Origin of the sequence: Streptomyces griseoflavus, assembly GCF_014649995.1 — a bacterium.
GTDB lineage: Bacteria > Actinomycetota > Actinomycetes > Streptomycetales > Streptomycetaceae > Streptomyces > Streptomyces griseoflavus.
Map to the genome: position 1 here is coordinate 219785 of NZ_BMUC01000001.1, position 13026 is coordinate 232810.

Annotated in this window: 9 protein-coding genes; 7 read left to right on the top strand and 2 right to left on the bottom strand. The window is 73.2% G+C overall.

What is annotated here, in order from left to right:
* Positions 1 to 45: 45 nt before the first annotated feature.
* Both speB and IE172_RS01010 read left to right on the top strand, forming a co-directional pair.
* The gene (gene speB, locus IE172_RS01005; protein ID WP_190095111.1) at positions 46 to 1014 is read left to right on the top strand and encodes an agmatinase; all 969 of its coding nucleotides are present in this window, start codon (positions 46 to 48) and stop codon (positions 1012 to 1014) included.
* The gene (locus tag IE172_RS01010; RefSeq protein WP_190095112.1) at positions 1011 to 2696 is read left to right on the top strand and encodes a thiamine pyrophosphate-binding protein; all 1686 of its coding nucleotides are present in this window, start codon (positions 1011 to 1013) and stop codon (positions 2694 to 2696) included. Before speB ends, IE172_RS01010 begins: the two co-directional genes overlap by 4 nt.
* Before the next feature lie 74 nt (positions 2697 to 2770).
* Here the strand turns inward: IE172_RS01010 and IE172_RS01015 are convergent, their stop codons facing one another.
* On the bottom strand, positions 2771 to 3127 hold the full coding sequence (locus IE172_RS01015; protein ID WP_190095113.1) for a peptidase inhibitor family I36 protein: 357 nt from the start codon (positions 3125 to 3127) through the stop codon (positions 2771 to 2773).
* Positions 3128 to 3512: 385 nt separating this feature from the next.
* Here IE172_RS01015 and IE172_RS01020 point away from each other — a divergent pair, with 385 nt between their 5' ends.
* The gene (locus tag IE172_RS01020) at positions 3513 to 3932 is read left to right on the top strand and encodes a hypothetical protein (protein ID WP_190095114.1); all 420 of its coding nucleotides are present in this window, start codon (positions 3513 to 3515) and stop codon (positions 3930 to 3932) included.
* Positions 3929 to 6142: a tetratricopeptide repeat protein gene (locus IE172_RS01025; protein ID WP_190095115.1), complete on the top strand. Its 2214-nt coding sequence runs from the start codon at positions 3929 to 3931 to the stop codon at positions 6140 to 6142. Before IE172_RS01020 ends, IE172_RS01025 begins: the two co-directional genes overlap by 4 nt.
* A gap of 129 nt (positions 6143 to 6271) precedes the next feature.
* Here IE172_RS01025 and IE172_RS01030 read toward each other — a convergent pair whose 3' ends face one another.
* Positions 6272 to 7093 carry an endonuclease I family protein gene (locus tag IE172_RS01030; RefSeq protein ID WP_190095116.1) on the bottom strand — a complete coding sequence of 274 codons (822 nt, stop codon included), beginning with the start codon at positions 7091 to 7093 and terminating at the stop codon, positions 6272 to 6274.
* 214 nt (positions 7094 to 7307) lie between these two features.
* Here IE172_RS01030 and IE172_RS01035 point away from each other — a divergent pair, with 214 nt between their 5' ends.
* The 3 genes from IE172_RS01035 (at position 7308) to IE172_RS01045 (ending at position 13023) form a co-directional block, all read left to right on the top strand.
* The gene (locus IE172_RS01035; protein WP_190095117.1) at positions 7308 to 11015 is read left to right on the top strand and encodes an ABC transporter ATP-binding protein; all 3708 of its coding nucleotides are present in this window, start codon (positions 7308 to 7310) and stop codon (positions 11013 to 11015) included.
* Positions 11016 to 11106: 91 nt separating this feature from the next.
* Positions 11107 to 11493 carry a hypothetical protein gene (locus tag IE172_RS01040; protein WP_190095118.1) on the top strand — a complete coding sequence of 129 codons (387 nt, stop codon included), beginning with the start codon at positions 11107 to 11109 and terminating at the stop codon, positions 11491 to 11493.
* Positions 11494 to 11589: 96 nt separating this feature from the next.
* Complete coding sequence (locus IE172_RS01045; RefSeq protein WP_190095119.1) at positions 11590 to 13023, top strand: S28 family serine protease; 1434 nt, start codon at positions 11590 to 11592, stop codon at positions 13021 to 13023.
* Positions 13024 to 13026 lie beyond the last annotated feature (3 nt).

Genomic DNA, 13026 nt, shown 5'->3' on the forward strand with positions numbered 1-13026 from the left:
GGACGCATGTGCACGGCGAAGACCAGGAAAGCAGGAATGGACCCCATGAGCAGCAGCGAGACGCCCCGCGGCCCCGTCGACTCCTCCCGCGTCCCGCGGTACGCCGGGCCCGCGACCTTCGCCCGGCTGCCCCGCCTCGACGAGGTCGGCCGCGCGGACGTCGCCGTCATCGGCGTGCCCTTCGACTCGGGCGTCTCCTACCGCCCCGGCGCACGCTTCGGCGGCAACGCCATCCGCGAGGCGTCCCGGCTGCTGCGCCCCTACAACCCCGCGCAGGACGCCTCCCCCTTCGCCCTCGCCCAGGTCGCGGACGGCGGCGACATCGCCGTGAACCCGTTCGACATCAACGAGGCCGTGGAGACCGTCGAGGCCGCCGCGGACGACCTGCTCGGCACCGGCGCCCGCCTGATGACCCTCGGCGGCGACCACACCATCGCCCTGCCGCTGCTGCGCTCCGTCGCCAAGAAGCACGGCCCGGTCGCCCTGCTCCACTTCGACGCCCACCTCGACACCTGGGACACCTACTTCGGTGCCGAGTACACCCACGGCACCCCGTTCCGGCGGGCCGTGGAGGAGGGCATCCTCGACACCTCCGCCCTCTCCCACGTCGGTACGCGCGGCCCGCTGTACGGCAAGCAGGACCTCACCGACGACGAGAAGATGGGCTTCGGCATCGTCACCTCCGCCGACGTCTACCGCCGGGGCGCCGACGAGGTCGCCGACCAGCTCCGCCAGCGCATCGGCGACCGCCCGCTGTACATCTCCATCGACATCGACTGCCTGGACCCGGCCCACGCCCCCGGCACCGGCACCCCCGAGGCCGGCGGCATGACCTCCCGCGAGCTGCTGGAGATCCTGCGCGGACTGGCCTCCTGCAACCTGGTCTCGGCGGACGTCGTCGAGGTGGCGCCCGCGTACGATCACGCGGAGATCACCTCGGTCGCCGCGTCGCACACCGCCTACGAGCTGACCACGATCATGTCCCGCCGGATTGCAGAGGCCCGCGCGAAGTGACCCACGACCACGACCTGGTGCTCCGCCCGACCGCCGCGCAGACGGAGGCGGCGCTGCGTCCCCCGCCCGGCCGCACCGGCGGGGACCTGGTCGTGGAGACCCTGGCCGGGCTCGGCGCGACCACCGTCTTCGGCCTTCCCGGCCAGCACGCCCTCGGCGTGTTCGACGCCCTGCGCCGCTCCGGCCTGCGCTACGTCGGCCTGCGCACGGAGAACAACGCGGGCTTCGCGGCCGACGCGTACGGCCGGGTCACCGGCGAGGCCGCCCCGCTGCTGCTGTCCACCGGCCCGGGCGCGCTGACCTCCCTGCCGGCGCTCCAGGAGGCGGCGGCGGCGTCCGCCCCCGTGCTGGCGATCTGCAGCCAGGTCCCGGCGGCGGGCCTCGGCGGCGGCCGCCGCGGCTACCTGCACGAGCTCCCCGACCAGTCGGCCTCGTTCCGGGGCGTGGTCAAGTCCGTGCACACGGCGCGTACGGCGTCCCAGATCCCCTCCGCGATCGCGGAGGCGTGGAAGTCGGCGCTGACCGTCCCGCCCGGCCCGGTGTGGGTGGAGATCCCGCAGGACGTCCTCGCCGCGGAGACGGTCCTGCCCGTGGTGACGGCGATGGACGCCACCCCGGACGAGCTGCCCCCGCGCCCCGAACTCACGGCGCTCGCCGCCCACCTGCTGACGAACGCCGTCCGTCCGGCGATCGTCGCGGGCGGGGGAGTGGTCCGCTCCGACGCCTCCGGCAAGCTCAGGCAGCTCGCCGAGCGCGTCCAGGCCCCGGTGGTCACCACCCCCGGCGGCAAGGGCGCCTTCCCCTGGACGCACCCGCTGTCGCTCCAGTCCTGGCTGGAGGACCGCCACACCACCGACTTCCTGGAGGACGCCGACGTCCTCCTCGTCGTCGGCTCCGGCCTCGGCGAACTCTCGTCGAACTACCACACGTTCCGGCCCCGCGGCCGGGTGATCCAGATCGAGGCCGACCTCGGCAAGCTGGAGTCCAACCACCCGGGCCTCGGCATCCACGCCGACGCCCGCCTCGCCCTCCAGGCGCTCCTGGAGACGGTGGAACGGCGCGAGGACCAGGGCGCCCCGGAGCGCGTGCGGGAGGTGCTGGCCCGGGTGCGCGAACGGATCGCCGCGCAGGACCTCACCCTGGAGCAGCAGGTGCTGACGGCGGTCCGCCGGGCCCTGCCCACCGACTCGCCGTCCTTCTGGGACATGACGATCCTGGCCTACTGGGCCTGGTCCGCGTTCGACGCCATGGGGCCCAACCACCTGCACTCCGCCCAGGGCGCCGGCGGCCTCGGCTACGGCTTCCCGGCCGCCCTCGGCGCGGCGGTCGCCGACCCCACCCGACCGGTCCTCGCCGTCTCCGGCGACGGCGGCGCCCTCTACTCGATCGCCGAACTCGCCACCGCCCGCCAGCACGACCTGGACGTCACCTGGCTGATCGTCGACGACGGCGGCTACGGCATCCTCCGCGAGTACATGACCGACGCCTTCGGCGCACCCACGGCGACGGACCTGACCGTCCCGGACTTCGTCGCCCTCGCCGAGTCCTTCGCCGTCCCCGCCGTACGCACCACCCCCGAGACCCTGGAACAGGACCTGGCCCGGAGCCTGTCGGCCCCGGGCCCGTCGGTGGTGGTCCTCCCCGCCCTCCTGCGCATGTTCGCCCCGACCCACCGGGACTGATCCTCCGCCGCGCCGGCCACCCCCGGGGCGGTCGGCGCGGCGGAGGACGGGGCCGAGAGCCTGGTCCGGCCCGGTCAGCAGCCGCCCGGGCCCACCCCGTCGACCCGGCCGCCGAAGTCGCCGAGGTAGCGGGAGCGCCAGTCGCCGTTGAAGACGTCCCGCTTCTCGACCGGCTGCCAGTTCACGAAGCAGGCCCGGGTGCTCGCGACGAAGGAGCCGACGTGGTCGTGGAGGGCGGCCGGCATGTCGCGGTAGCCGCTGCGCGCGGTCCACTCCCAGTAGTCGCCGCCGAAGCCCTCCTTGCTCCAGAAGCACACCGATCCGTCGGGGCAGGACGGCGGTGCGGCGGGCGCGGCGGACGCCGCCGGGGCCGGCAGCAGGAGCGCGGTCAGGGTGAGGGCGGCGGCGAGGGACCAGGTACGAGTCTTCACGGCACTCTCCGGTGAGATGTCGGGGACGGGTCGCCCCGGCGGACGTGCCGGGGCGGTTCCATGCTCACGGCAGGGCGGGCCGGACCTGCCCGGGCCGCCGCCCACACCACCGGATGGAGCGAACCGGAAGCTCGGCGGCGTGGCCCCGCCGAACGCCGGGCCCCGGACGCGCGGGGCGTGCGCGCCCGGTGACGCCGGACCGGGCCGGCGCACTCCGGGTGGCCTGCCCCTGCTCGCCCGGCCTCGTACGGGGGCGTTCCGGGGGCTCCGCCGGACGTACGGGTCCGAGGTGGGCTTGAGCCGCGCCGACGCCCCGGGGGGAGCGAACCCTTGCGCCGGAAGCGGTCCGGGGACCTAGGATCGGGAGCCGGCCGTAGGGGGGACCGTGGATCCGGAGATCGTCGCACTGGCAGGGACGGCGGGCACGACCGTCGTCACGTTGATGGTGACGAACGCCTGGGAGTCGGCGAGGGACGGCATGGTCGCCCTGTGGCGCCGTTTCCAGCCCGCCAGGGCCGAGAGCGTCGGTGAGGAGCTGGCGGCAGGCCGTGAGGAGCTGCTCCTCGCGCGCCGGGCCGGTGACGCCGAGGCCGAGGCCGAGCTGACCGCCGAATGGCAGGGCCGCGTACGGCGGTTCCTTCTCGCCCAGCCGGAGGCCGCCGACGAACTGCGGCGCATACTCGACGAGTTGAACCCCTCGCTTCCGGAGGAGCCGGAGACGCGTCCGGTCCGCCTGCAGGCCCGGGCGTCGGGCAGCGCCCGGATCTACCAGGCCGGACGCGACCAGCACATCACCGGACGATGAGCGTGCCGGCGCCGATGGAGGGACGTGCGTCGGGCAGCGCCCGGGTCTACCAGACCGGTGGCGACCAGTACATCGAAGAACACGTCCACCACTACGCCCCGGGCTCGGCCCCGCTCCTCGAACGCCACGTGGTGGTCCCGGCCGAACCCCGGCGGGCCGCTCCCGACTCCGTCCGTATGCCCCTGGTCGGCCGCGCGCCCGGTGTCCTGCGGGACCGCACCGACCTCATGGAGCGCTTACGGGCCGCCGTGGCCGGACCCGGCGGCGATGTCCAGGTCCTGCACGGCATGGGCGGCTGCGGCAAGACGGCCGTCGCCCACGCCCTGTTCACCGAGGCGGTGCGGGACCACGGCCGCGTCGGCCTGTGGGTCAACGCCTCCGAACGGGTGTCGCTGCGCGCCGGTATGCTCGCCGTCGCCGGCGACCGCGGTGCCACCGGTGGCGAACTGGCCGCCGCGGCCGGCGGCCGGCGCGCCGCGGCCGACCTGGTCTGGCACCACCTGGACCACTCGGCGCAACCCTGGCTGCTGGTCCTCGACAACGCCGACGACCCCGGCATCCTGGAGGAAGGCGCCTGGCTGCGCCCGAGCCCTTCGGGGACGGTGCTGGTGACCACCCGCCACGCGACCTCCCCGCTGTGGCACGGCCCGGGGGTGAGCAGCCACCGGCTCGGTGTGCTCCCCCTGGAGGACGCCACCCTGGTGCTGCGTGACCTGGCCCCGCAGGCGGGCACACAGCAGTCCGCACGGAAGGTCGCCCGGCGCCTGGGCTGCCTGCCCCTGGCCCTGACCCTGGCCGGGGCGCACCTGGCCCACCAGCTGCTGGAGTCGTGGACCATGGACGAGTACGACCGGAGGCTGGGCGAGGAGTCGACGGCCCTGGTGGACCGGGGAGCGCCGGCGACCGGTGCCGGACAGTCCCGCCGCCTGGTGGGCCACACGTGGCAGCTGTCGCTGGACACCCTGGCGGAGGGCGGCCTGCCGGAGGCGACCACCCTGTTGCGGCTGCTGTCCTTCTGGGCGGCGGATCCCGTCCCGCTGTCGCTGCTGATGCCGGCGGCACAGGGCGAGGTCGACGGCCTCGGACACCTCGATCCGCCGCTGACCGCCGACCGGGTCGAACCGGCCCTGCGCGCGCTCCTCGACCACTCGCTGGCCGACCTGGTCGAGACGGACGGGCACCGCTGTGTGAAGGCCCACGGGGTCCTGCTGGACAGCGTCGCCGCGGGTGTGTCCGACGCGCAGCGCGAGCTCCTGGCGGGAGTGGCGGGCCGGCTGCTGCGGGCGGCGCTGCCGCCGGACGCCGCGTCTCCGCGGGCCCGCTCCCAGGTGCGGCTCCTGGCGCCGCACGTGACCGGCCTGCTGCACCGGTCCCACCGCCACGGCCTGGTGACGGCGGAATCCGTACGGATCGCGGCGCGCGTCGCACGACTGGTGTACGAGGCGGGGGACTGGACCGCCGCGCTGGCCCTGGCCTCCACCGCCGCGAGGACCGCCGCGGAGCACCTGGGGGACGAGGACCCGGCGACCATCGAGGCCCGGTCGGGTCAGGGTCCCGTCCTGTTCCGGCTCGGCCGGTACGCCGAAGCCGCCGACCTCCTGCGGCCGGTCCACCGGGACGCGCTGCGCACGCTGGGCCCTCATGACGCGCGCACCCTGGACGCGGCCTACGAGCTGCAGCGGGTCCTGCACCGCCTGGGCGACCTGGGGCAGGCCCGTACGCTCCTGGAAACGGTCCTGGAGGGCCGTCGCGACGCGTTCGGCGACGACCACGTCGCCACCCTCAAGACCCGCTGCGAGATGCTGGAACTCCGTTCCGCGCAGAACGATTCCGACCACTGCGTGACAGCGGCCGGGGAACTGGTGGAGGACTGCGAACGCCATCTCGGCCCCGACCACCTGGTGACCGTGTGGGCGCGCGACGCACTGGCGCGGGGGCTGCTGCGCTCCGGCCGGGGCGCCGAGGCGGAGGACCTCTTCCGCCGGGTGCTCGCCGGGCAGAGAGCCGGGTACGGGGAGGACCATCCGCTGGTCCTCGGGGTGCTCATCCAGCTCAGCCGCGCCCAGTACGCGCAGGGCAAGCGGCCGGAGGCCGCCGAGAGCGCGCGGGAGGTGGCCGAGCAGCGGGCGGCGATCCTGGGCGAGGACCACCCGGAGACCGTCGCGGCCCGCGCCTGGTACGCCGAGGTGCGGGCGGAACCGCCCGAGTAGGGGTGGTACCGGGTCCCCGGAAGGGGCGGCGGGCGGACCCGGACGAGCCGGGGAGGCGGCTCCGGACGGGCGATGTCCGGTGAGCCGGGCCGCACCCCCCTTCCGGTGGGGAGTGCGGCGCGGTGACGCCTACCAGATCGACTCGACCCACTCCGGGTGGTCGATGAACGGGTTGCGGTTGTGCTGGTAGGAGTCGTGGATGACGTCGTTGCGGCGCCGCTCGAAGGCGTCCGGCGGGTCCTCCTGGTGCCACGCCTTGAGCACGGCGAGCTTGCCCATGTAGGGGTTGCTGCCGTTGTTGACCTGGCCGTTGACCTCCAGGTCGGCCCAGCCGTCGCCGCCCTCGTAGCGGACCGCCATGTAGAAGATCATGCGGGCCACGTCGCCCTTGACGGCGTCGCGCGGCTCGAAGGAGTCGGAGTCGGTGAGGCTGCCGCCGCCGTTCGCGACGGCGCTGCCGCCGTTGTCGAAGTCCTTGTTGCCGCGGATGCTGTTGACCTTGACGTCCGTCGGACGCAGGTGGTGGATGTCGGTGCCGGGGCCGGTGGAGGTGCCGAAGTCGCCGTGGGACTTGGCCCATACGTGCTCGCGGTTCCAGTCGCCGGTGTCCCCGCCGTTGAGGGACTTGCTGCGGGAGACGCCCGAGTACAGCAGGATCACGTTGCCGCTGTTGTCCGGGTCCTGGTCGGTGACCTTGAGGGCGTTCCAGACGGCCGAGTACGACAGTGTGGTCTGGTCGCTGATGATCGTGTGCAGGGCGTCCTTGAGGGCCTCGCCGGACTTGCCGGCCGCGTCGTCGTAGTACGCGTCGTCATAGGCGGCAGCCGTGGCCGTGGTGCCGGCCGTGGCCGGCGTGGCGGTCAGGGCGGGGGCGGTGAGGCCTGCGAGGACCGCCGCCGTGGCGAGCGCCACCGCGGTGCGGCGGCGGGGGCGTATGCGTGTCGCGAGCATGTGGGGTGTCCGATCTACGCGGGTTGCACAAGAGGGATACCCGTGAGACTGACATGCACATGCGATCAGGTGAGTGGAGGGAACGTGGCGATTGCGTGACGAGAACCTGTCACTACCTTCGGCGCGTGGACCGAGTGATGTTGCGGAGGGATGAAATCCGCCGCTCCCCGCGTTGGTGCCTTGCGGCAGAGCAGGACGATCGGAGGGCACCCGCGTGACACCGCAACGGGGATGGGCACGGCGACTGACCGGCTACGCCTGGCGTCATCCCAAGGACGTGGTCCTCGCCCTGGGGGCGTCCCTCGGCGGCATGGCCGTGATGGCGCTGGTCCCGCTGATCACCAAAGTGATCATCGACGACGTGATCGGCGACGGGACCCGGTCCATGACCACCTGGGCCGGCCTGCTCATCGGCGCCGCGCTCGTCGTCTACGTCCTCACCTACGTCCGCCGCTACTACGGCGGCCGGCTCGCCCTCGACGTCCAGCACGACCTGCGCACCGAGATGTACGACACGATCACCCGGCTCGACGGCAGACGTCAGGACGAGCTGTCCACCGGGCAGGTCGTCGGACGCGCCACCAGCGACCTCCAGCTGATCCAGGGCCTGCTCTTCATGCTGCCGATGACCATCGGCAACCTGCTGCTCTTCCTGATCTCCCTGGTCATCATGGCGTGGCTGTCCCTGCCGCTCACCGCCGTCGCCCTCGCCGTCGCCCCCGCCCTGTGGTGGATCGCCAAGCGCAGCCGCACCCGGCTGCACCCCTCCACCTGGTACGCGCAGGCCCAGGCGGGCGCCGTCGCGGGCGTCGTCGACGGCGCGGTCAGCGGCGTACGCGTGGTGAAGGGCTTCGGGCAGGAGGAGCAGGAGACCGGCAAGCTGCGCGAGGTGGGGCGGCGGCTGTTCGCGGGCCGGCTGCGCACCGTCCGGCTGAACTCCCGCTACACCCCCGCCCTGCAGGCCGTGCCCGCGCTCGGCCAGGTGGCGATGCTGGCGCTCGGCGGCTGGCTCGCGGTGGGCGGGCACATCACGCTGGGCACGTTCGTCGCCTTCTCCACCTACCTCGCCCAGCTCGTCGGCCCGGTCCGGATGCTCGCCGTGGTCCTCACCGTCGGCCAGCAGGCCCGGGCCGGCACCGAACGCGTCCTGGAGCTGATCGACACCGAGCCGTCCCTGACCGACGGCACCAAGGAACTGCCCGCCGACGCCCCGGCGACCGTCGAGTTCGACGACGTCTCCTTCGGCTACGACCCCGACCGGCCGGTCCTGGACGGCCTGTCCTTCGACATCCGCCCCGGCGAGACCCTCGCCGTCGTCGGCGCCTCCGGCTCCGGCAAGTCCACCGTCTCCCTGCTCCTGCCGCGCTTCTACGACGTCACCCGCGGCGCCGTCCTGGTCGGCGGCCACGACGTGCGCGAGCTGACCACCGAGTCCCTGCGCGCCGCGATCGGGCTGGTCCCCGAGGACTCCTTCCTCTTCTCCGACACCGTGCGCGCCAACATCGCCTACGGCCGGCCCGACGCCACCGACGAGCAGATCACCGCCGCCGCCCGCGCCGCCCAGGCCGACCGGTTCATCGACGAGCTGCCCGACGGCTACGACACCGCCGTCGGCGAGCACGGACTGACCCTCTCCGGCGGCCAGCGCCAGCGCGTCGCCCTCGCCCGGGCGATCCTCACCGACCCCCGTCTGCTGGTCCTGGACGACGCGACCTCCGCCGTGGACGCCCGCGTCGAGCACGAGATCCACGAGGCGCTCAAGAGCGTCATGCGCGGCCGTACGACGCTGCTGATCGCCCACCGCCGTTCCACCCTCAACCTCGCCGACCGCATCGCCGTCCTCGACGGCGGCCGGCTCGCCGACCTCGGCACCCACGAGGAGCTCCAGCGCCGCTCCGCCCTCTACCGCCGCCTGCTCACCGACCCCGACGAGCTGGGCGCCGTCTCCCCGGGCCACACCCCGCCCGCCGGGCCGCAGGAGGAGGACACCTCCGTCCGCGAGGAACTCGACGCCGAGTTCGACGCCGAGCGCGGCGTCACCCCCAGACTGTGGACCGGCGACCGCGAACCCCGGGACACCGCCCTCGCCGACGCCCCCGCCACCCCGGAACTCCTCGCCCAGGTGGAGGCGCTGCCCCCGGCCGACGACGTCCCCGACGTCGACGAGCGGCAGGCCGTCCGCCCCGAGGACTCCTACGGTCTGCGCCGCCTCCTGCGCGGCTTCCGCACCCCCCTGCTCATCAGCCTCGCCCTGGTCGCCGTGGACGCCGGCATGGGCCTGCTGCTGCCGGTGCTGATCCGGCACGGCATCGACCAGGGCGTCACACAGGCGGCCCTCGGCGCGGTCTGGGCGGCCGCCCTGCTGGGCCTGCTCACCGTGCTCGTCCAGTGGTCCGCGCAGACCGGCGAGATCCGGATGACCGGACGCACCGGCGAACGCGTGCTGTACGCGCTGCGGCTGAAGATCTTCGCCCAGCTCCAGCGGCTCGGCCTGGACTACTACGAGCGCGAGCTGACCGGCCGGATCATGACCCGGATGACGACCGACGTCGACGCGCTCTCCACGTTCCTGCAGACCGGCCTGGTCACCGCGTTCGTCTCGGTGGTCACCTTCTTCGGCATCATGGTCGCCCTGCTGGTACTCGACGTCGAACTCGCCCTCGTCGTCTTCGCCACCCTGCCCCCGCTGATCGTCGGCACGTACTTCTTCCGCCGGGCCAGCGTGAAGGCGTACGAACTGGCCCGTGAGCGGGTGTCGGTGGTCAACGCCGACCTCCAGGAGTCGGTGGCCGGGCTGCGGATCGTGCAGGCGTTCCGCCGCGAGCGGGACGGCGGGCGCCGGTTCGCCGGGCGCAGCGCCGACTACCGCAGCGCCCGCATACGGGGCCAGTGGCTGATCTCGGTGTACTTCCCGTTCGTGCAGCTGCTGTCCTCGGTCGCGGCCGTGGCGGTGCTGGTCGTCGGCGGGGGCCGGGTCGACGACGGGACGCTGGCGATCGGCTCGCTGGTGGCGTACCTGCTGTACATCGACCTGTTCTTCGCGCCCGTGCAGCAGCTCTCCCAGGTCTTCGACGGCTACCAGCAGGCGTCCGTCTCGCTGGGCCGCATCCAGGAGCTGCTGCGGGAGCCGACCTCCACCGGCCAGGCGGACAAGCCGCTCCCCGTCACCTCCCTGCGCGGCGACATCGCCTTCGAGGACGTGCACTTCGCGTACGGGGACGGCGAGGAGGCGCTCGAGGGCATCGACCTGACCATCCCCGCCGGGCAGACCGTCGCCTTCGTCGGCGAGACCGGCGCGGGCAAGTCCACCCTGGTCAAGCTGGTCGCCCGGTTCTACGACCCCACGGGCGGGCGGGTCACCGCCGACGGCACCGACCTCAGGGACCTGGACCTGACCGCCTACCGGCACCGGCTCGGGGTCGTACCGCAGGAGGCGTACCTCTTCCCCGGCACCGTCCGCGACGCCATCGCCTACGGCCGCCCGGACGCCGGCGACGCCGAGGTCGAGGCGGCGGCCCGCGCGGTCGGCGCGCACGAGATGATCGCCACGCTGGAGGGCGGCTACCTGCACGAGGTCGCCGAACGCGGCCGCAACCTCTCCGCCGGACAGCGCCAGCTGATCGCCCTGGCCCGGGCCGAACTGGTCGACCCGGACGTCCTGCTGCTCGACGAGGCCACCGCCGCGCTGGACCTCGCCACCGAGGCGCAGGTCAACCAGGCCACCGACCGGCTGGCCGGGCGCCGCACGACCCTGGTCGTGGCGCACCGCCTGACCACCGCGGCCCGCGCCGACCGGGTGATCGTCATGGACCACGGCCGGATCGTGGAGGACGGCACCCACGAGGAACTGCTGCGCCTCGGCGGCAGGTACGCGGCGCTGTGGCGGACGTTCGTCGGAGAGGACGTACCGGCACCGGCGTGAACGGCGGCCGCGAGCAACCATCGGACCTACGTCCCGCGTCCGTACTCCCGTACGCCGCCTGGCGCGGAAGGCGCGGTACGGGAGGACGACCGTGGGCAGTTCAGCGATTCGCCGGCACCTCGCGACGGGCCTCGCGCTGTTGACCACCGCGGGGCTGCTCACCGTCGCCGCGCCGGGTGACGCGCACGCCGCCGCGCAGTGCCCGGGCCGCAAGGTGCGCACCCTGCCGTTCGCCACGGGGTCCGTGGAGGTCTACAAGCGGGGCGGTTACGTCTGTGCCGTCACCGTCGCCAGGAAGCAGGGCGCCAAGCGGAAGATGTCGGTGAGCGTGCGGGCGCGCGGGGGCCGTCCGGTCGTCGACGAGGGCCGCTTCAAGTACCACGCGGGTCCGGTGACCGTGCACGCCGGCCGCCGCTGCGTGTGGGTGAGGGGCAGCGTCGCAGCGGGGTCCGTCAGCTCCGGCTGGATCCTCTGCTGACGCCGCGCGGACCGAGGGATATCCCTATGTCCCCTGTTGCTGTGACGACTTGGTCCGATAGCTTCCGGCGCACATCTGTCTCACAGGGGAGTGCGCATGCGCAAGGCGCTCAGATGGCTGCTGGCGCTCACGGTGCTCATAGGCACACTGAGTACGGCCGGGGCGGCCACCGCCGCCGAGCCGGAGGCCACCGGCACCACTGACATCAAGGAGAGGCTGCTCTCCGTTCCGGGCATGAGCCTGATCGAGGAGAAGCCGTACACCGGGTACCGCTTCTTCGTTCTCAACTACACCCAGCCGGTCGACCACCGCAGGCCCTCCAAGGGCACGTTCGAGCAGCGGATCACCGTGCTGCACAAGGACACCGCGCGGCCGACCGTCTTCTACACGGGCGGCTACAGCGTCTCCACGACTCCGCGCCGCGCCGAGCCGACGCAGATCGTGGACGGCAACCAGGTCTCCATGGAGTACCGCTTCTTCACGCCGTCCCGGCCCCAGCCGGCCGACTGGTCGAAGCTGGACATCTGGCAGGCCGCCAGCGACCAGCACCGCATCTTCACCGCGCTGAAGAAGATCTACAGCGAGAACTGGATCTCCACCGGCGGCTCCAAGGGCGGCATGACCGCCACCTACTACGAGCGCTTCTACCCGCGGGACATGGACGGCGTGGTCGCCTACGTCGCCCCCAACGACGTGGTGAACAAGGAGGACTCGGCCTACGACCGGTTCTTCGCGGGCGTGGGCACCAAGGAGTGCCGCGACCGGCTGAACGGCGTGCAGCGCGAGGCGCTGGTGCGCCGGGCGCCGCTGAAGGAGAAGTACGCGGCGCTCGCCGCCGAGAACGGCTACACCTTCGACACCGTCGGCAGCCTCGACCGCGCCTACGAGGCCGTCGTCCTGGACTACGTGTGGGGCTTCTGGCAGTACAGCACCGTCGCCGACTGCCAGGACATCCCGGCCGACGCGAAGAACGCCACCGACGACGAGATCTGGACCTCGGTCGACACGATCTCCGGCTTCTCGTTCTACACGGACCAGGGCCTGACCCCGTACACGCCGTACTACTACCAGGCCGGTACGCAGCTCGGCGCGCCGACCATCACCTTCCCGCACATCGAGAAGAAGTACGTCCGCTACGGCTACCAGCCGCCGCGCAACTTCGTGCCCCGCTCGATCGACATGAAGTTCGAGCCGTCGGCCATGCGGGACGTCGACACCTGGGTCCGTCACCACGCGCGGCAGATGCTGTTCGTGTACGGCGAGAACGACCCGTGGGGCGCCGAGCCGTTCCGTGTCGGACACGGCGCGCGCGACTCGTACGTGTTCACCGCGCCCGGCATGAACCACGGTGCGAACGTGGCCGGTCTGGTGGCCGGGGAGAAGGCGTTCGCCACCGCCCGCATCCTCGACTGGGCGGGTGTCGCCCCGGCGACAGTGCAGGAGAACCCGGCGGCGGCCAAGCCGCTGGCGAAGTTCGACGCCAAGCTGGACAAGCGGGACGTCGAGCGGCAGCGCGCGCTGCGCCCGTAAGGC

What these genes read in the sequence shown, in the direction of transcription:
- speB (WP_190095111.1), top strand. Translation starts at nt 46, where the DNA reads ATGAGCAGCAGCGAGACGCCCCGCGGCCCCGTCGACTCCTCCCGCGTC.
- IE172_RS01025 (WP_190095115.1), top strand. Translation starts at nt 3,929, where the DNA reads ATGAGCGTGCCGGCGCCGATGGAGGGACGTGCGTCGGGCAGCGCCCGG.
- IE172_RS01030 (WP_190095116.1), bottom strand. Translation starts at nt 7,093, where the DNA reads ATGCTCGCGACACGCATACGCCCCCGCCGCCGCACCGCGGTGGCGCTC.
- IE172_RS01045 (WP_190095119.1), top strand. Translation starts at nt 11,590, where the DNA reads ATGCGCAAGGCGCTCAGATGGCTGCTGGCGCTCACGGTGCTCATAGGC.